This window comes from Selenomonas timonae (assembly GCF_014250475.1).
Classification (GTDB): domain Bacteria; phylum Bacillota; class Negativicutes; order Selenomonadales; family Selenomonadaceae; genus Centipeda; species Centipeda timonae.
This window is the reverse complement of the sequence record NZ_CP060204.1, coordinates 1655906-1674888: the sequence shown is the minus strand read 5'-3', so window position 1 is coordinate 1674888 and position 18983 is coordinate 1655906. Positions and strand designations below refer to the sequence as shown.

Here is an 18983-nt window from a genome sequence, read left to right as displayed (position 1 = left end):
ATATGCTTCGGATTCCTTCATAGATGTTTGCAGGAAAACTTGTTTGTACACGCGAATATTAAAACGAATAAAGGAGGAGGCAGATGGTACGACCTATTGTCAAAGATGCCATGTTTCTAGGGCAGCCCTCGGAGGAAGCGGCAAAATCCGATCTCTCCATTGCAAACGACCTGATCGACACACTCAAAGCTCACGTCGGACATTGCGTCGGACTTGCTGCCAACATGATCGGAGAGAAGAAGCGCATCATCGCTGTATGCGTTGGAAAATCTCATCTTGTTATGCTGAATCCGGAGATTGTAAAATCGTCCACGGAACAATATGAAGCAGAGGAAGGATGCCTGTCCCTCCCTGGACAGAGAAAAACGCTGCGGCATGAATGGGTTGAAGTCGTATACCGTGATATAAAGTTCCGCAAACAGAAAAACAAGTTCTCAGGATTTACGGCACAGATTATTCAACATGAGATTGACCACTGCAATGGCGTCTTGATATGAAAACCTCGGGCTGCGTTTATGGTAGTCCGAGGTTTTAAGCTTCATTGATACTTTATTGACTTTTTTGCTTGTTTATATATATAATACAAGCAAAAAAGTTTATAGGAGGTGGTTCACATGACGCAGCAAACGACTATTATGAACCTCATCCATCAAAATAACGGCATGCTGACAACAGCGAAAGCTGTGTCTTTCGGCATGTCCCGCAGTATGTTGGCACATCTCGTCAAACAAGGACAGTTGCTCCGTCCCACTCGCGGGCTATACACGCTGCCCGAGATATGGGAGGATGAGTTTCTCAATCTGCAAACACGATTCAAACGTGGCATCTTTTCACACGAAACAGCACTCTTTCTCTGGGATCTGACGGATCGAACGCCGATCGCCTACCATATGACCTTCCCAACGAACTACAATCTGGCGAATCCGAAAAAGGAAGGCGTTCGCTGCGCACAGGTGAAGCCGGAGTGGTATGCACTCGGTATAGCAGAGATAAAATCTCCTGCCGGCAATTCGGTGCACTGCTACTCGATAGAACGGACACTCTGCGACATTCTGCGCCCACACCACGCTGCTGATATTCAGATCACCGCAGAGGCGTTCAAACGCTACATGGACAGTCCGCAAAAAAACATTCCTCTGCTCTCCGAGTATGCGCAGCGTCTCGGCGTAGAGAAAAAAATACGGACGTATTTGGAGGTCCTGCTGTGAAGAATGCCATGCAATTAAAAGCGGCCATCAGCAAAATGGCAAAGGACAAGCACATTCCTGCCCAGCTTGTGATGCAAAATTATATGTTGGAACGCCTGTTGGAGCGCATCTCTCGTTCAAAATATCAAGGGAACTTCATCCTCAAAGGCGGACTGTTGATCGCCTCCATGGTTGGTCTTCATTCGCGTGCCACAATGGATATGGACGCCACCATCCGAAATCATCCCGTGAACGAAAACAGCATAAAAACAATGTTCGAGGAGATCGTCTCCATCCCCATCGACGATGATATAAGCTTCAGCTTCCAAGGTGTAGGAAAAATCCGAAAAAACGATGCCTACGGTGGATACCGCATCTCACTGACCGCAAACTTTCCCCCTATGAGAGTTCCACTGAAACTGGACATTACAACCGGCGATAAGATCACCCCTGAAGCAATCGAATACAACTATCCGATGATGTTCAGCGACGATACGTTGGAGATTTTTGCGTACAATCTTGAGACGATTCTCGCCGAAAAATTGGAGACGGTAATCTCTCGCAGCGACCAAAACACACGTCCAAGAGACTACTACGATATTTTCATTCTCAGCAAGCTGAAAGAAAATGAGATAGACCGTGATATTTTGCGTAAAGCATTGTCCGAAACTGCCCAAAAGCGCCATTCCGGTGACCTAATCCCGCAGTATCACAGTATCATGGGGCAGATTGTAAAGAGCAGTGCAATGCAGCAACACTGGAAAACATATCAGCGCGATTATGAATATGCGAGAGAAGTCGAATTTTCCTCGGCCTGCGAAACCATTATCAAGATTATGGACTCAATTCGTTGAACTGAAAAGCAAGCGGCATCTGTCAGTCAGGCAGATACCGCTTTTTCAGTCCTTCCGATAGAACTCACACGCATACCCGTCCGCCTTGAGCGGCAGGTCCTTCGACCACGGAGGGCTCTCGGCCATGACAGAACATATTTCCTCGACCGAGGAGACTCCATGCGGCACTTCGAGCACGATTTCATCATGAACGTGCATCACGATGTCAAATCCCCTGTTTCGCAACTGTTTCATTGCAAAGACAAGCAGATCTCGTGCCGTCGCCTGTGTGATATTCTCAACAAGTTTCCCGCCGAAGGTTTCAATCCGCTCCCACTTCTTCGTCATACCGAGACCTTCATAGGCGACAGATTCCCCTCCGAATCGATTCTCTCCGATGCGCGGCTTCACATACGCGAGTTCTCTGCCGCTCGGCAATCGTATAAACAAAACGCCGCTCTTATACGCACAACGAATGCCATGTGTTTCTACTTCAACGCGCCGTTTCACACAGGTCTTGACGGCACGATCCACATCCCACCAGAATTGCACGATATGTGGATTCGATGCACGCCACAAATCCACGAGCGGTTGAAGTTCCTCCTCCTTCATGCCGGACTCGACCGCGCCCATCGCAATAAGAGCACCGACGGAGCCGCCGTATCCACAACTCAAAACCGCCTGCTTTCCTTTCTGGCGCAGATCTGCATTCTCGCCATGCTTTTCGACCTTGCAGTGAAACATCCGAGATGCCGTTTCGCAGTAAATATCTCCGTTCTTTTGAAACACATCAAGTACCCACCGCTCCCCCGCAAGCCATGCGAGGACTCTTGCTTCGATGGCAGCGTAGTCGGCGACAATGAAGCGGCAACCGGACCGTGGAACAAATGAGGTACGAATAAGCTGAGAGAGCACATCCGAGGTGCTGTCATAGAGCATATCCAGAAGGTCGAAGTCACCGTTTTTGACAAGGGTGCGAACCTCCTTCAGTTGCGCGAGATGGTTTTGGGGCAGATTCTGTAACTGAATGAGCCGCCCTGCGAAGCGCCCCGTTCTGTTTGCACCGTAGAATTGGAACAATCCACGCGCACGGTGATCCGCTCCCGTGACTGCTTCCATCGCCATATATTTCTTTACACTCGTCTTGGCAAGCCGCTGCCGAAGTTCCAATACCTCCCGCACGTCTCCCACGGCTGTTTTGAGCATTTTGCTCACTTCACTTTTTGCAAGAGATTCCACAGAGAGTCCTTTCCCGCGCAGCCAGTCCATAAGCTGCAGCGGAGAGTTCGGATTTGCAAGACCAGTGAGATTCTGCGCCCGCTCAAGACAAATTACCTTGCTGCGCTCATCGCAACGAATCGCCTGTGAGACAAATGTGGTATCTACCGAAATTCCACGGTCATTGATTTCTTGGTCGATGACGTAGTTCTCCCACTCACTCTCCGATACGGGAAATTTCTGCAGCCGTGCTTGAATTTCCATCTCCGTTTCCACATCCCGTTTGTTGTATGCCTTAAACAGTTCCCACTTTTCCGAGGCATCCTCAGGAAGATTACGTGTCCTGCCGCCGTTGCTCTTGGTCGCCTTGCACGGAACACAGAAATACCGTATGAGGTCTTTCCCCTCTTCCAATTTCTGTCGATCAAGACGCAGTACCGCCCCTACGTCTTTCAGAGATAACGGGAGTCCGAGCGTTGCCGCCCAAATCATGGAGCAACGCCATGCGTTCGGTTTCAGGTGAATGCCCAGATGGCGAGATAGACATACGCGCTCAAACATTGCGTTGAATGCCCATTTTGTGACAGTCTCATCCGTCAGTACTGCAAGAATCTCTTTTGGGATTTCTTCCCCATTCGCCAGATCCACAACCTGCACTTCTCCTCCATCCACAGAATATCCGAACAGCAGGATTTCAAAGTCCTCTGCCTCCGCATATTTATATACGCCCGCCTTTGCAAGCGGGACGCTTGAAAATGTCTCAATATCGATACTGATTGACTTCATATCTGTTCTCCCATAAAAACAGGCGACGGCTTACGCCGCCGCCCATTCCTGCAAATTCCGCTTGGTTAGCTGAGAAAGTCCTCGTCCGCATCGTCAAGGTTCCGGAAATCCGATGCTGCCGTTGTACGCCCGCCGAGTGGTTCGCCGTCCGCAACTTTCTGGATGTTTCCGAGACCGCAAGCAATGCCTTTGTTCCCATTGCTGTTGAACGCATAGAGCGTAATGCTTACATGGGCATAGCATCCGGAGTAGACCTCGTCACGATCCAGAATCGGCTGTACCTTCGAATCGACAATCTGCGGAGCCGTCCGTGAATTTGCGTTGATGAAGTATGCATCCTTGTAGTTCTCGTCATCGGGACGCTCCACATCGCCGTCGCGCAGCGGCAGCTTGATCGCTCCCTTGTTCGGCTTCTTCCCGCCGAACTTACCGATGCCCACTTCGATGGCGGCCTCCACCGCTGCATTGATATCCTTGACGGTCTTGGTATCCGACTTTGGAATGATGAGGCTGACGGAGTATTTCTCCTCGCCTCCGTTGATGGATACCGGCTCCCATACATGTGCGTAAGAGAGACGAACCTTGCCCGTGATAACCTTCGTGTTCTTGTTCTTCGTTGCCATTTTAGTTTTCCTCCATAATAGTTTTGAATTCGGACCGGACATTATCTGTGTGAATCGCCGGACGCTTGTCCGAAAGAGGAACGAGCGCCGGCTTGCCGAGCGGCTTTTCAATAAGACCGCCAAGTGTTTTTGCAAACATTTCTTTTCCCATGAGTTTCTCCATTTGCGTCAGTGGAATGAGTTTCTTATCGAAGATGTCCGTATAACCTGCCGCTTTTGCCTCCCTTGCAACGGCATCTTCATCTTTGTACTTTCGGACGGAGCGGCCTTCCACCACTTTGAAGCCTTTCCAAGCCTTACCGTGATTGACGGCAGCATCCGTTGCGTAGACGAGAATTGCATTCGCCCACTTGATTAGGTCAGGAATCTCGCTGAGAACTTCCTCGATCTCTTCGTCCGTAATGAGCGGAGGGAGTCTGAACTCTTCCCTCGCAAGGCGAAGTTTCTCTTCCGAACGCGCCCTGCAGCGGACAGCGGCACGGCAGAACGTACACCATTCTCCCGCACAGAACGCGCCCTCGCCCGCATAAGCGAGACGTGCTTTCTCCACAAGATCATCCCTCGCCCAACGGAGGAGGTCTTCTTTTGTGAGTGACCATGTGCACACATTTTCTCTGCGGGGTTGGAAGATGCTCATGGAGATCGTTTGGATGTCGTAGATCCCGTCGAGAAGATGCAGTGCACCAAGCGCGTAGAGCATCATCTGCGGATTGTGCTCCGCCTCCACAAGCACGCCCATGCCATACTTGAAGTCAATGACATGGAGCATATCCCCGCCGACAATGATGCAGTCCGCCGTCCCGAATGCTTCCGGGACATAGCGTGTGAGATCGAGCCACTGCTCAACCAGCACCATCGGGGACGGGATGTCTCCCATCTGCTCCTGCACGAATGAAACATACGCATCGGAACAGCGGTCCATCTCATCGTCCTCGAAATCCGAGTGCGGTCGTTTGCTGCGCAGTTTTAGAAACTTACGCAGCTTGTGCTCACAGAGCGCATGCGCCGCTGTCCCTTCAGCGGCGGCTTCGCTCGACGAAGATGGAAACTCGCGCTCAAGGCAAGCAGACGGTGGACAGCGTATCCACCGATGCGCCGCCGACGGTGAGAGCAGTGCGTGCGCCCCCATCAGAGTGCCTCCGCTTCCCGGAGAAGAGCAACGAAGGCATCGGGCGAGATGTCGCTCAGACGCTCCGCTCCATACTTTGTGATAAGATCCTTGACCGCCTCGCGTTTTCCCTCCGTACTCTTACGGATGAGAACAATACGGACATCTTCGAGCCGCACACCTTCGTTTGGTTTTTCAAGCTGCGGGATTGCAGCTTCAAGTGCATCTGCTGCCTCACGCAGCATTTTGGAGATTTCGTTCACATGAATCATATTCATTAGTCCCTTTCATAAACAGAATTTCTTTCGGCAGTTTGGCAATCTGTCTGATTGCCAGAAGATTAGCTGTGAATTTTAACTCACATTCTGCTTTCCCCCTTTCACTAGGGTGCAGACAGAACGGGGCTTAATGGTCACCGTATTTTCAAGTTTTTTTCGGAGCATCACGAAGAGTTTTTCTTTCCTCTTGTGGATGGCCGTCTTTGATCTCCCACCCATAATTCTTGCAATCTCACGTTCCGACACAGCTTCGCCAATTAATTTAAGGAGGAGCTGATCCATCGGAGCAAGTTTATTGACTTCAGTGATGAGTGCTTCAATCAGCAGCCTCTTTATGCAAGTAGTCTCCAGCGACTCTGAAATGAATATTTCTTCTTTCACAACACCAACCCACGATTCTCGGTACACAGGATGTGTACAACTCTCGCAGTTGTGGTCGCACATATTCTTGCGATTCTTGTATATACACGAATACTTTGCTCGACATTCTTGCTGTTGTTCACGTAATACTGAACGTTTATAGAACGTGAAGACCTCGTATGTAGCTAAGACTTTCACGGCCTGTACCCTACGATTACCGATCCGACACCACTCAACTTCATTGCGGGAAATACCATAATCACGAATTGTCTCAGCAGTGACTTCCATTAAAATAAATTCTTTCATCGTCGTATCCTTTCTGACAAGACAAGGTCAGCGGGATACAACGAAGGCCGATGCACTTGAGGTACACCGGCCGCAATTACCTAAAAATGGACATAGCGGTAAACGGTGGGACATCGAAGTGCCGTATTCATTGCATTTTTTTGCAATGTGGTCTTCGTATGTTCCCGCCGCCTTTAATGGCCATCTCAAGGCTTTGAGGTTTTAAACTGAATCACTTGATATAAGAATTTACGACCTCATTATTCTCTCCTCCTCAAAAAGACTTCCCCTCTCCTACCTTAATTACAATTGAAGGCCGCGAGTTTTTGACAAATAAAAAACCGCCGGAGTTATCCATTTAGCCTTATGGCTGAATCAGATAACTCCGGCGGTTAGCTCCACGTTATTTACGGGGCATGTTGCGGTAGCTTCATGTTTCGTGGTTTCAATTTATTCACTTGGTAAACGACATCTTCCCAAAGGATTTTGACATACCGATTTGTTTTCTGATCCTTGCGAACCAGATAAATTTGCGCATCCTCTTCAAGGATTGCATCGCAGAAGCGTGGAGGATTGGCACAGTCGCTGCATAGGCTACGAATTTGTATCTTCATACACTAGGAACCTCCTCAAAAGGGGATATCATCTTCGTCGAACACTGGGGGATCATCTTCCAAGTCATTCTGCATGAATGCATCAATCACATACTGTAAGTTCTTATCAATTTTGGGATGTCTCATATTTTCACTGACGGTCGTATATAGACCATCAATAAGGCTGGAAATTGTAACTTCTCCCTTGTTGTCGCAAAGAAACTGAGCTTCCGCTTTCGGCGGAGTCATCCAAATTTCTATCGCAAAGGTATCAGGATCCGAAATAGATGAGTACACTTTAAAAATATTCATCAAATGCAAAAGTGTACCGTTCTTCATTCGTAAGGAATAACAATCCTTATGTATCCCCGTCTGGTAATCAAAATTATGTGACGCAAAGACAACCTGTGTAACTTCTTCGATCGAGCCATCATAATCATTGGGCGCATCGTATGTACGCAATTTGAATAGTGGATGCCCAGTATCACCATATTCATCGGCCTGTATCCGATTTAACTCTACCTTCGGTTCCCGAATCCAATTAAGGCTATCTGCGACGGTATCACTATTGAGCTTGCCCAAGAACGACATAAGATACTTCTCGGTCGGCGTAGCATTTGTCAAATCTGCCCGCAGTAAAGTGTCGACATTGATCTGCAGCAACTCTGCGATCTTCATTACAAACTCGACCCCCGGCTTTGACTTTTCGTCCTTGCTGGCACGAGAAATATATCCGGTACTAACTCCTGCACTGTTCTCAATCTCACCTATTTTTAGATCATACTTCTTTATCAAATAGGAGATATTATCAAAAAACAAGGTTCTATCGAAATCTGTTGGCATTTTTGTCACCTCTTTCAATTATGATCTCATTTTATCAAACATTTATGCATTCGTCAATCGTTTTATTACTTTTATATTTTCATCAATAATCTTTGTTTCATGATTAACTCTACAATATTTTCTATATTATCACCCAAGATGCTCATATAAGTAATATCCCTACTTATATTCATTAAAAATCTGATGTTATGTCAATAAAGTTAACATTTTTTCTTCAGCTTTACGACATAAATCAGTCAACATGAAATGGAGCACCGCAACGGAGTTCTTATGTAAAAACCTCGGACTGCATGCTCTCAGTCCGAGGTTTTTGATTCTAAAATATTCTTAGCCGATCTTCGCCGCAAGCACATCTGCCTCGCGTACCGATGTCACTATGCCGAGATACGTCAATCCGTAGAGATCAGCAAAAGGGCGCATTGTGTATTCGCCCGCCTCCAGCATCCACTTCTCAGGTGCTGCACCTTGGAAAAGGAAGGCAATCTGCCCGTGAAGACTCCCCGCCTCGACAGGACCGTAGAATCGATCCAGCAGATTGCGCACAGCGCCACAGATATTGTGCCAATAAAGCGGCGAACCGATGACGATAAAATCCGCCGCCCGCACTTTTTCAAGCACCTCAGAGAATTGATCGCCTGGCAGCTCCTGTCCATAAACATTGATCCGATAGTCCGTAAGATTCAGCGTCTCATAGGTGTGCCCTTGCAGAAACCTCGCTGCAAGAGCTGCCGTATTTCCGTCTCTGTTCGGACTGCCGTTGATAAACAGAATATTCATACCGTTGCCTCCTCATTTTATCTTTGTGCTATCCAAAAATCTGCGGCACGGTTCAGCCATCCTTCGGCAGCAGTGCCCTCACCAAGCCCGAAGCCATGCGGCAGACCTTCAAACACTTCGATCTCTGCCGCCTGTCCGTTTCTGCGGATCGCCTGTGTACGCCGCTGCATCGTCTGCCATGAGGCAATGCCATCGGCCGTCCCGACACAGCTGTATGTCGGCGGCTCTGTACCATAGACCTCCGACAAGTCCGTATACAGCATAATGACGGCGGCAGGACGCGGATATGAACGCTGTCCAAACGCCTCCGTTCCATGCGAACCGACCCATGCTGCCATACGCGCTCCCGCCGAGCCGCCCCAGAGGGAGTAACCACGCATGTCAACGCCCAGTTCTGCCGCATGTTCGTGGAGAAAGGCAACTGCGCGTGAAAGATCTTCGCACGCCGTCTGCGCACGCGGTCGATAGATCAGTGCAAAGGCGTTCACTCCGCGCTCAGAGAGGACGAGCGCATGTGGAAAACTGTCCTGCATCGCCCCCACATAGGCAAATCCGCCGCCCGCACTCACGACGGCGACAGGCGCTCCCGTTCGCCCACGAAAGAAAAACAGCCCTGTATCACGCTTCGCGGGGTCGCGCCGCATCTCCTCCTCTGTGTAGATCGGATAGAAAATCCGATGCCCCGCCGCTGCGTCTGCCGCAAGCCGATTCACAACTGCCACGGTTCGCGCAGGCGAGATGTGAGAATACCATGCCAGGCGCAGACTGCCGAGCGTATCGCCATCCATGTACCCGCTCTGTACGGGAAAGAGCAGCCGACCGTACGGTGCAAACAGGAGTGCCCTTGCCACATCCTCCACGCGGGACTCTGCTGAAAACACGCTCATCTCCTCCTCTGCATCGGTGCCGGTCTGTATGTTTTCTGCCTCCCGCGCAAAGGATAAACAGCTGCCGAAGCACAGCATAGCCGCCGCTGCTGCAATGATGCCGCAGACGAAAAGCCGCATACCGTCACCACTACGTTCCCTCATTTCTATTCTTCGCTATGCCTCAATCGTGAATCCTGCGCTCGTGCAGCCATTTCACAAACGCAGGGTCATCGTGGTTGACAATCTCGCTGTGCCCGAGGTCAAGATTTGCGATCTCTTCCATTTCCGCCTCGGTCAGCGAGAAATCCCAGATGTCGAGATTTGCTGCGATCCGCTCGGTGCGCACAGACTTCGGCAGGATGGAGACGCCGCGCTGCGTGTTCCAGCGCAGCGCCGCCTGCGCCGCTGTCTTTCCATACTTCTCCCCGATCGCTGTCAGCACGGGATGGCTGAAGATGCCGTGCTTGCCTTCGGCGAGAGGTCCCCATGCCTGTGGGTGAACACCATACGCCTTCATATTCGTGAGTGCCTCCTCCTGTTGGAAGAACGGATGCAGCTCCACCTGATTCACCATTGGCTTTATCTCCACCGTCTCACAGAAGTTCGCAAGCACGGCAGGATAGAAGTTCGACACGCCGATCGCCCGAATCTTCCCCGCGCGGTGCAGCTCCTCGAGCCGCCGCCACGCGCCGAAGAAATCCCCCATCGGCTGATGAATGAGGTAGAGATCGAGATAGTCCAACCCGAGTTTTTGCAGGGAACGCTCAAACGCCGTACCCGCCGCCTCATAGGAGATATCCTGCACCCAGAGCTTCGTTGTGATGAACAGTTCCTCACGCGGCACACCCGACTTTGCAATCGCCGCACCCACCGCCTCCTCGTTCTGATATGCTGCCGCCGTGTCGATCAGGCGGTAGCCCTGCCGAATCGCCTCGATGGTCACGCGCTCACACTCTGCAAGGTCGGGAATCTGGAACACGCCGGAGCCCTCAAGCGGCATCATTACACCATTATTGAGTTTTACATTTTCCACTGCCATTTGAAATCCTCCTTAATATCCTTGTTTCGACATCCATTCATAGAGTGCCGTCCGCGCCTCCTCGGGCGACTTCTGCGCGATATGTCCCTGGAGCGCAAAGCCCTCCCTGACATCCGCCTTTGTCACATCCGCAATCGACCGCTGCGTATCAGAGAGCCCGCTCCCTTCATGTGTGCAAAACGGCAGGATGATCTTGCCCACGAAATTCTCCCGATCGAGGAAGGTGTAGATAGGCATCGGCATGTCGCTCCACCAAATCGGATAACCGAGAAAGACGACATCGTACTTGCTGAGATCGGGCAGCTCGCCGACGATTTCAGGACGGGCGTTTTCTTCCTTCTCTTGCTTGGCGGCTTCTGTCGCGGGACGGTATTCCTTCGGATACGGCTTGACGGTCTTGATTTCAAAGATGTCACCGTGCATGCGTTCGGCGATCATCTCTGCAAGAATCTTTGTGTTTCCCTTCTCGATGTAGCCGACACCGCCTGTGTTTTCGTCGGCGCGCGAGAAGTACACGACAAGGACACGCTGATCGCTTCGTGCAGATGCTGTCGTCTGTGTTTCTTTCTGTGCAGAAGTATCTGCGCCCGTTTGCGCATTGCCTCCGCCGCACGCTGTCAGCAACAGCATCATCGTCGTCATCAGGATTGTCAATAGGGTTCTCATGTCATGACCTCCATTTCATTCGATTCCCATATGTTTACTTTGCCAAATCTATTGCGCAGGTGCGAGCAGTTTCAATAATTCTGCATCGTGGTGATGTACGAGCTTCGTATCAGCGTCAAACATCATGGTTGCGCCTCCTTGCAGTGTATAGGCATCCCAATTCGGCATGCCGGGCGTTTCGGGTTTTCCCGTGCGGGCGAAATTAATCCAAGCGCGGCTCATCTGCGCTTCGAGTTTCTTTGCCTCCGCGCTTGTGCCGATGCTTTTCTCCGCGCGGTCAATGTTGTGAAATACAAAGGGAATCTCTGCCGTGTGGTAGGACATATAGACTCCGCCCATCATCGGCGAATCCCACGCGAAGAGATAGGCGTAGACAGGTACGCCGCCCTGCATTGCCTTGTGATCCATGATCTCTTTGATCGGCAGGCGGATCATCGTGTCGACGTAGAGTGCATCTGCACGTTTCTTCTGCGGATAGGCGCGCAGGAATGCCGCCGCGATTTTCTCCGCCTTATCGCCGTATGCGTCCCTCAGACGGCGGTCAACTTCCTCTGTGCTCCAGGTATTCTTGTTGTCGGACTGTGCTCTCTCCATCTGCATGATGTCGGAGAAATTCGTCCACTCCGTCCGATTCGAACCAATGAGCAGTGGGATGTCCTTCCCTGCGGCGGCAAAGCCGTCTGCCGTCACAGGATTCGTCGGCATGAAGTCGCCGTCAATCACCGGCTCCCAGCTCATACCATAGCCTGTTCCGAGTGCCTGTGGAACCTTGAATTCCTCCCCTGCTTGTTTGAGTGCCTCATTCGATGCTGTCGTGAGATGCTCATAGGGAATGGTCTGAATCTCCTCAATGCGTTCTGCCGTAATGCCGAGTTTTTCCAGCGTCAGCTCCGTCACACGCGCTGCCGCTTCTTTTGGCATGAATACCGGTCCCATGGTCGGAGCCGCACCGCTTTCGACGATGCCCTTGTGGAACAGCCCCTTTGCATATGGGGTTGTCATCAGTGCGAGTACTTTTGCACCGCCGCCCGACTCACCAAAGATCGTGACGTTTGCAGGATCACCGCCGAATTGTGCGATGTTGTCCCGCACCCAGCGCAGCGCGTCAACGAGGTCATAGATACCGACATTGTCCGCATTGCGGTATTTCTCCCCATAGGCGGAGAGGTCGAAATGTCCGAGCACATTCAGACGATGATTAACGGAAACAACGACAACGTCGCCCTCACGGCTGAGATTGGCACCGTCATAGGCGGGAATCTCAGCAGACGAACCTGCGGAGAACCCGCCGCCATGCAGCCAGACCATGACGGGGCGGTTCTTGCCGTCCGCGATGCCGGGTGTCCAGATGTTGAGATTCTGGCAGTTGTTGTCCATCGGGAACTCACGCGCGGGGTCTTCCCATGTCGTATTCAGAAAACCGCCCTTTTCCTGCGGCGCAATCGCTCCGTAGTCAAACGCGAGACGTACCCCCTGCCACGGCGTTACGCGCTCGGCGCGGACGAAACGCTCCTTTGCCTCGGCATAGGGAACGCCGTGATAGGTGTAGATGCCCTTGCGCACATAGCCCTGCACCAGACCGCTCTCGGTCGATGCCACAGCAATGCCGGGTCCCGCAAGGAAATCGCCCTGCTCCATGCGAACCGTATTTGCCTTCATTCCATCTGCGGCAAATACCTGCCCCTCGGAAAAGGGCATGCACATGAGCAGACCGAGCGAAAGCAGCGACAGGAACGTCTTTTTTGTTCGTGCTGTTTTCATTCGTTATTCTCCTTTTTACGGAATCATTCGGGTACGATTGCCTCATATTCCGCCGTAGGGAAATCGTACCATGTAACATCGTGATTATCCTGCGGACTGATCGCGATGTGGGCGAATTTGCTTGTGGGAGATGCACCGTGCTAATGAACGACATTGGGCGGACAGAAAACCACATCCCCCGGATGCAGAACCTCCAACGCACCGCCCTTGATCTGATGATAGCCGATGCCGTCGGTCGCAATGAGCACCTGCCCCGTTTTGTGACTGTGCCAGCGGTTGTACGTTCCTGCAGGAAAGGCAACATAGACCCACTCGGGCGAATTTGCGGCATTCGGCGTACCCAGAATCTTTCTGAGGTATACCGCAGAGTTGAAATTGGGCGTTGTCAGCTCCGTCATCCCAGTGCCAAACAAAAACTCGCTGTCATTGTTCTGCATTGCGCTTGGGGCGGCGGCGTTCTCATTCGCCTCCTCGTACTGCTCCTCGGTGAGCGCGCCGGTATGTGCCGCGTGTCCTTCGGGCGCTTTCCATGTGCTGTCATAGATGACGAACTGCTGGAACGCGGCATCCTTTGCCGCGCCGTGGAAATGCGGCACTCCTGCGGGAATATTCACCACATCCCCGGGACGAATCAGAACCGCCTCCTTGCCCCACTCCTGATAAAGTCCCGTCCCTGCGATGCCGATGACGGTCATCGCCCCGTGCACGTGCCAGCCGCTGTAACTACCGGCTTCAAAGGAAATCACATTCGTCTGCGGAAGGTTGTATGTCTCATCGGTGGCAATGAGGTCATTTTTGTGTACCGTCCCATGAAAGCGATCCGATATATCTGTGCTGAGGGGAAGCGGCATTGCCCATGCGGAGCCGACAGTGAGGCCGAGCGACATAGTCGCCGCCGCGATAAAGCTCTTGCCCTTTTTCATTGACATCATCTCATTCCATCAAAGATTCTTTGCGTAGAACATCTGGAGCTGCGCCACCGCCTGATCCACGTACTCAGGCACCCAGTAGGTACGGATGTGGCTCGCGCTCGGAATCAGGAAAAGCTCTTTGTTTTCCGTGCCGGTCGCCTTGGCAAAGGCATCCTTCGTCATATAGAGGGTGTCCGCCTTCTCGCCTGCAATCATCAGGAGGGGCTGATTGATCAGCTCCATACGATCCTCCACATCAAACGCCATGAGCTTCATAAAGGATTCGGTGGTGTAGATTCCCGTAGCGTTCGGATGACGGTGGGAGAGGCCGTAGTATTCGATGCCGTCGCGATAGAGCGTGTTTTCGGGAAGCTCCGCCATCTTGGCGCGGAGCTGTTCATCGGTGGCGTTCGGCGGGAGGAATCCCTCATAGACAATTTCCCCTGCGAGCTCCTTCTCCCGTGCATCCGCTGCCTTTTGCAGACGTGTCTGGATGCCCTTGATGTCCGCATCCTGGAAACCGTTCCGACGCACCCTGCCGGAGTTGAACATCGACAGCGCGGCAACCGCCTTGATGCGCTTGTCGGTCTGCGCCGCCGCGAGTGTATAGCCGCCGCCGCCGCAAATGCCGAGCGCACCGATGCGGGTCTTGTCCACCTTCGGCAGCTGAGACAGATAGTCCACCATGCCGCTGACATCCTCGATGCGGTTCGAGGGATAGTCCCTCAGTCTCGGCGTGCCGCCACTCGCGCCCTGATAGCGTGCATCGCAGGCAAGGGCGATGTATCCAAGCTCCGCCAGTCGCTGTGCATACAGCCCTGCCACCTGCTCCTTGCTCGCGCCGTTGGGATGCGCCACGGTCACGGCAGCATATTTCTTGTCGCTCGTTTCATCGTAGTCTGCGGGAAGGTAGAGATTCGCGGCAACCTCGATGCCCTCCACTTCGTACGTTACGGGGCGGATGTTCACCTTGCCCGTGACATTCTCCGTCAGTGCGCCCTGATAGACGAGCCCGAACGGATTCTCGTTCGGACGCTTGCTCTCGCTCGCCGAGGCACCGCCGCCCCCGAATGCAAAGAGTCCGAGAGACATCAAAAGTGCTGATTTCATGATTGATTTTTTCATTGGTAAAACTTCCTTTCCCAAATCCCCAAATGATTATTACTTTTTATCCAAGCCCTTCTCGTGCATCCATCGCTCCATCTCCGCCGCGACCTCTGCGTTGTTGAGGTCGGACATGAGGAAGTGCGTGTTTCCTTTGATGCCAACATCGGGCAGAACGATAATCTCCGCATCGCCGCCATGTGTCCGCACGACCTCCGCCCAGCGGCTTGCGAGGTTCAGCCGCGTGCGCCAGTTGTCGAGCCCCCAGATTTCGTGCGGCTTATCGCCCGTCGGGATCTTGTCGCCGAAATAGACGACCATCGGCGTTTTCAGAAGAGCCTCGAACTCCTCCGCCGTCACCTCCATTCCGCGCGCGGGGAACGGGCTTGTTGTCTCCTCAACCACAGGCACCTCGCCCGGCGGGAACGGGAACGTACCCGGTTCGAGAGCGATCACGCCCTTCACTTTGGGACTGCGAATCGCCGCGAGCCACCCCGGACCGCCGCCCGCCGAGTGCGTGATGAGGACATTATCGCCCGTATGGTCAATGACCGCCTCCATTGCCTTTGCGACAACCTCCACATCGAATTTTCCCGTGTCGGGTGTCATCTGATGGAAGAACTGCCGCAGCGACTCCTCGTCGCGCGGGAACGCCATGCCATCGAAGATCATCGGGTACTGCCCGATGCGGAAGTTGTTGAACCAGAGTTGATCCTGCGGCTGTGCTTTGAGCTCTGCGGGCACGGTCGACTGTCCTGCACGCCCGCGGCGCGGTTCATCCACGATGTAGGTCGCCCACCCCTTTGCGAGGAAGATGTTCTGGAAGCCGTCGCGCCCGTCGGGTGTCGTCTCCCACGTCTTGCCCGACTGTCCGTAGCCGTGCAGGAAAATGAGCGCGTTCTTCTTCGCCTTTACGGGACGCTGCCAGAACACATAGGCAGCATCGCCGTGCAGTGTCTCACCGTCGTAGTTCGTCGGTTCGCTGTCCTTGTATACGCCGGGCGCGGTAATTGTCACGCCGCCCGCCATAAAGCTGCCTTGATCCTCGATTGTCACGGGACGGCTCAGTGCCTCGACACTCCCCATAAATAGACTCACCAAAAGTGCTGCCGTCAAAGCATACTGTGTTCGCATGATATCATCCTCCTAAAACAGATCTCCTCGGAGAGGACTTGCCCTGCCCTGTCATCCGTAGTACAATGCTATCATAACAGGCGGTAGCCGCTACCGCGCAAGCCCTTTTTGAAATTTTTTGGAGGAAAATCATGTATACAATGAAGGGCGCCTGTGAAGCGACAGGAATGAGCTATGAGACGCTGAAATTCTACTGCAATCAGGGGCTTCTGCCGAACGTCAAGCGTGATGCACACAATCACCGTATCTTCGACAATCACGATATTGGATGGCTGAAAAGCCTTACCTGCCTCAGAAACTGCGGCATGAGTCTCGCCGAAATGAAGGAATACCTCGCACTCTGCCTCGGCGGCGTCCCCACCATCCCAGAGCGCAAAGAAATCCTTGCAGGCAAGCGTGCGGAACTCGTCGATCGGCTCACTGCTGTCCAAGCATCCATCGACTACATCGACTGGAAGCAAGGATTCTATGACGACGTGCTCGCAGGGCGCACGCCCTACATCAGCAATCTTCTCCCGAATGAAGCGGATGCAGAATCTGCAGAAGAGAGCTCTCTACATGGGTGATTCCATAAGAAAATGACTGCTGCACAAGGTACATATCCTTATGCAGCAGTCATTTTTATGTGATGATACAATTTCCTAGAGAATCGTCATTTGCTGTCATACAGCATCCGTATTCTCATTTTCCGTCAAGCACGCCTCTAACTGTCTTATCAAAATTGGTAATTCTTCAAAAACGACTTCCGCTATAATATTCCAGTTTGTTCCATCATAATCATGCACAAGACGATGCCGCAAGCCTGCGATCATCGCCCATGGAATCTCACTATGTTTCGCTTTATACTCCGGGGTCAAATTATGGCTATGCTCCCCCATATTATATAGCGGCGTTGTGACAAGCCACTGCAACGGCAGCTGTGTCATCAGTGCTTCTTTTTCAATGCTATTTTTTAGGATATATTCCTGCAGGCGAGCAGCATAGCCATATATCTTTTGAACTCTTTGTCGATCGGAATACTTCATGCCACCAAAACCTTTTCTTTCATAATTGTTTTGTAGAAATTACTGTCCGGGTTGACTTCATCGATCTCAAAAACATCTACTTTTTTCTCTAACGTCTCTCGCAAATCCTCTGCCAGAGCAAAAATCATCGTTCGCTTAAACTTTTCTCCACCGTAAACCAAAAAATCCAAATCACTATTTTCATCTGCTTCACCTCTCGCATATGAGCCAAACAAATAAATTTCTTTCACACGGTATTTATCAGCAAGTGGTTTTACCTTCGCAACGATATGTTCCATTGTAAATACAGGCTTCTGCATCATAATCCCTCCTATTCACTCATATCATTATATCACATAACCGCGCAGCTCTTCTCCTTTTCCTCTGATTTCCATACGATGCTGGCAAGAACCACGATCAGGACACTCTTGCTTCATCCTGAAAAGTTAGGCGGCATTTCGTCTATCATTACATTGTATCGTTATTGACGTTACTTCGTTCATTGCCGCTACCAAAATGATACTAGAGGGAAAGGTCAGCGTCGCATTCGCACGCGATACCGTAATCTGGCGATCCTCAATCGGCTCACGCAGCACCTCAAGGGTCTTTTTACTGAACTCCGGCAGCTCATCGAGAAAGAGCACGCCGTGATGCGCAAGTGTCACCTCGCCCGGACGCGGGATGCTGCCGCCGCCGATCATCGCCACCGTCGAGGATGTATGATGCGGACTGCGGAAGGGGCGCGTGGTTACAAGCCCCGTATCCTTGCCGAGCAGCCCCGAGATGCTGTAAATCTTCGTGATCTCGATGGCTTCTTGCTTCGTCAGTTCCGGCAGGATCGAACTCATCCGACGTGCCAGCATCGTCTTGCCCGAACCGGGTACGCCAACCATGAGGACATTATGTCCGCCAGCCGCTGCAATCTCAAGCGCACGTTTCGCCTGATACTGCCCCTGTACGTCCGCAAAGTCATCGGTGAAGGCCGCATCCTTTTTCTGTTCTGTTGCATGTGGCACGGCAGGAGTCAGCACCTCTGTGCCGGTCAGATGGCGCACAAGCTGCGCCAGATTCTCGACCGCATAGACCTTCAGCCCGTCAATCAGGAGTGCCTCATCTGCATTGGAGGGAGCAACGTAAAACTCCGTAAGTCCCCGCTCACGCGCCGTGATTGCCATCGGGAGAATGCCGCTGATCGGACGGCAGTTTCCATCAAGGGAGAGTTCCGCAGAGAAGAGTGCGCTCTGCACCGCCGCCTCCGGAACAATGCCGTAGGATGCAAGAAGTCCGACGGCAATCGGCAGATCAAGCCCGGAACTGTCCTTTCGCACATCGGCGGGCGCAAGATTCACCGTCACACGCTCCTGCCGCAGCTGAATACCGGAGTTGCGAATGGCAGTCCGCACCCGCTCCTTCGACTCCTTCACCGACGTATCGGGAAGCCCCACCAGTTCAAAGCCCGGCAGCCCCGGCGATACATCCACCTCCACGTCGATAATCCGTCCATCTATCCCGAGGGTCGTCGCACCATAGGTCTTTGCAAACAACGGCCTTCCCTCCCACGTTTCAAATATAAGAAAATTATAACACAGGATAGGGGAAGATGG

22 protein-coding genes are annotated in these 18983 nt (G+C 52.2%); 4 read left to right on the top strand and 18 right to left on the bottom strand.

Annotated features, from left to right (window positions below; all coding sequences use genetic code 11):
* Positions 1–83: 83 nt before the first annotated feature.
* From H1B31_RS08055 to H1B31_RS08045, 3 genes are all read left to right on the top strand, one after another.
* The gene (locus H1B31_RS08055; RefSeq protein WP_185979937.1) at positions 84–497 is read left to right on the top strand and encodes a peptide deformylase; all 414 of its coding nucleotides are present in this window, start codon (positions 84–86) and stop codon (positions 495–497) included.
* A 117-nt stretch (positions 498–614) separates the two neighbouring features.
* Positions 615–1208, top strand: coding sequence for a type IV toxin-antitoxin system AbiEi family antitoxin domain-containing protein (locus H1B31_RS08050; RefSeq protein WP_185979936.1), 594 nt, complete (start codon positions 615–617; stop codon positions 1206–1208).
* Positions 1205–2041: a nucleotidyl transferase AbiEii/AbiGii toxin family protein gene (locus H1B31_RS08045; RefSeq protein ID WP_226372090.1), complete on the top strand. Its 837-nt coding sequence runs from the start codon at positions 1205–1207 to the stop codon at positions 2039–2041. Before H1B31_RS08050 ends, H1B31_RS08045 begins: the two co-directional genes overlap by 4 nt.
* Positions 2042–2086: 45 nt before the next feature.
* On the opposite strand, the gene H1B31_RS08040 is transcribed toward H1B31_RS08045, so the two are convergent.
* The 15 genes from H1B31_RS08040 to H1B31_RS07970 form a co-directional block, all read right to left on the bottom strand.
* Positions 2087–4024, bottom strand: coding sequence for a DNA polymerase (locus H1B31_RS08040; protein WP_185979935.1), 1938 nt, complete (start codon positions 4022–4024; stop codon positions 2087–2089).
* A gap of 65 nt (positions 4025–4089) precedes the next feature.
* The gene (locus H1B31_RS08035; protein WP_185979934.1) at positions 4090–4647 is read right to left on the bottom strand and encodes a DUF2815 family protein; all 558 of its coding nucleotides are present in this window, start codon (positions 4645–4647) and stop codon (positions 4090–4092) included.
* A 1-nt stretch (position 4648) separates the two neighbouring features.
* Entirely contained in the window at positions 4649–5776 is a 1128-nt protein-coding gene (locus H1B31_RS08030) for a DUF2800 domain-containing protein (RefSeq protein ID WP_185979933.1), read from the bottom strand.
* Complete coding sequence (locus H1B31_RS08025; RefSeq protein WP_185979932.1) at positions 5776–6027, bottom strand: hypothetical protein; 252 nt, start codon at positions 6025–6027, stop codon at positions 5776–5778. The genes H1B31_RS08030 and H1B31_RS08025 overlap by 1 nt, the downstream gene beginning before the upstream one ends.
* An 81-nt stretch (positions 6028–6108) precedes the next feature.
* Positions 6109–6699, bottom strand: a complete 591-nt coding sequence (locus tag H1B31_RS08020) for a hypothetical protein (protein ID WP_185979931.1) — start codon at positions 6697–6699, stop codon at positions 6109–6111.
* A 386-nt stretch (positions 6700–7085) separates the two neighbouring features.
* The gene (locus H1B31_RS08015) at positions 7086–7292 is read right to left on the bottom strand and encodes a hypothetical protein (RefSeq protein WP_185979930.1); all 207 of its coding nucleotides are present in this window, start codon (positions 7290–7292) and stop codon (positions 7086–7088) included.
* A 15-nt stretch (positions 7293–7307) separates the two neighbouring features.
* A complete protein-coding gene (locus H1B31_RS08010) occupies positions 7308–8132 on the bottom strand; it encodes a helix-turn-helix domain-containing protein (protein ID WP_185979929.1) in 825 nt (274 codons plus the stop codon).
* Between the two features lie 309 nt (positions 8133–8441).
* Complete coding sequence (locus H1B31_RS08005; protein WP_185979928.1) at positions 8442–8891, bottom strand: flavodoxin family protein; 450 nt, start codon at positions 8889–8891, stop codon at positions 8442–8444.
* Between the two features lie 17 nt (positions 8892–8908).
* Entirely contained in the window at positions 8909–9922 is a 1014-nt protein-coding gene (locus H1B31_RS08000; protein WP_185979927.1) for an alpha/beta hydrolase, read from the bottom strand.
* A 19-nt stretch (positions 9923–9941) separates the two neighbouring features.
* On the bottom strand, positions 9942–10799 hold the full coding sequence (locus H1B31_RS07995) for an aldo/keto reductase (RefSeq protein WP_185979926.1): 858 nt from the start codon (positions 10797–10799) through the stop codon (positions 9942–9944).
* A gap of 12 nt (positions 10800–10811) precedes the next feature.
* Positions 10812–11465, bottom strand: a complete 654-nt coding sequence (locus H1B31_RS07990) for a flavodoxin (protein ID WP_185979925.1) — start codon at positions 11463–11465, stop codon at positions 10812–10814.
* A 48-nt stretch (positions 11466–11513) separates the two neighbouring features.
* Positions 11514–13226: a carboxylesterase/lipase family protein gene (locus H1B31_RS07985; protein ID WP_185979924.1), complete on the bottom strand. Its 1713-nt coding sequence runs from the start codon at positions 13224–13226 to the stop codon at positions 11514–11516.
* A 140-nt stretch (positions 13227–13366) separates the two neighbouring features.
* The gene (locus tag H1B31_RS07980; RefSeq protein WP_221933436.1) at positions 13367–14149 is read right to left on the bottom strand and encodes a cupin domain-containing protein; all 783 of its coding nucleotides are present in this window, start codon (positions 14147–14149) and stop codon (positions 13367–13369) included.
* 18 nt (positions 14150–14167) lie between these two features.
* Complete coding sequence (locus H1B31_RS07975; protein WP_009442351.1) at positions 14168–15262, bottom strand: alpha/beta hydrolase; 1095 nt, start codon at positions 15260–15262, stop codon at positions 14168–14170.
* Between the two features lie 36 nt (positions 15263–15298).
* Positions 15299–16375: an alpha/beta hydrolase gene (locus H1B31_RS07970; protein WP_009442352.1), complete on the bottom strand. Its 1077-nt coding sequence runs from the start codon at positions 16373–16375 to the stop codon at positions 15299–15301.
* Between the two features lie 131 nt (positions 16376–16506).
* Between H1B31_RS07970 and H1B31_RS07965 the strand changes: the two genes are divergently transcribed.
* Complete coding sequence (locus tag H1B31_RS07965; RefSeq protein ID WP_185979923.1) at positions 16507–16941, top strand: MerR family transcriptional regulator; 435 nt, start codon at positions 16507–16509, stop codon at positions 16939–16941.
* 96 nt (positions 16942–17037) lie between these two features.
* Here H1B31_RS07965 and H1B31_RS07960 read toward each other — a convergent pair whose 3' ends face one another.
* The 3 genes from H1B31_RS07960 to H1B31_RS07950 form a co-directional block, all read right to left on the bottom strand.
* Positions 17038–17400, bottom strand: coding sequence for a HepT-like ribonuclease domain-containing protein (locus H1B31_RS07960; protein ID WP_185979922.1), 363 nt, complete (start codon positions 17398–17400; stop codon positions 17038–17040).
* Complete coding sequence (locus H1B31_RS07955) at positions 17397–17702, bottom strand: nucleotidyltransferase family protein (RefSeq protein ID WP_185979921.1); 306 nt, start codon at positions 17700–17702, stop codon at positions 17397–17399. Before H1B31_RS07955 ends, H1B31_RS07960 begins: the two co-directional genes overlap by 4 nt.
* A 123-nt stretch (positions 17703–17825) precedes the next feature.
* Positions 17826–18923, bottom strand: coding sequence for a YifB family Mg chelatase-like AAA ATPase (locus H1B31_RS07950; protein ID WP_102493634.1), 1098 nt, complete (start codon positions 18921–18923; stop codon positions 17826–17828).
* Positions 18924–18983: the final 60 nt, after the last annotated feature.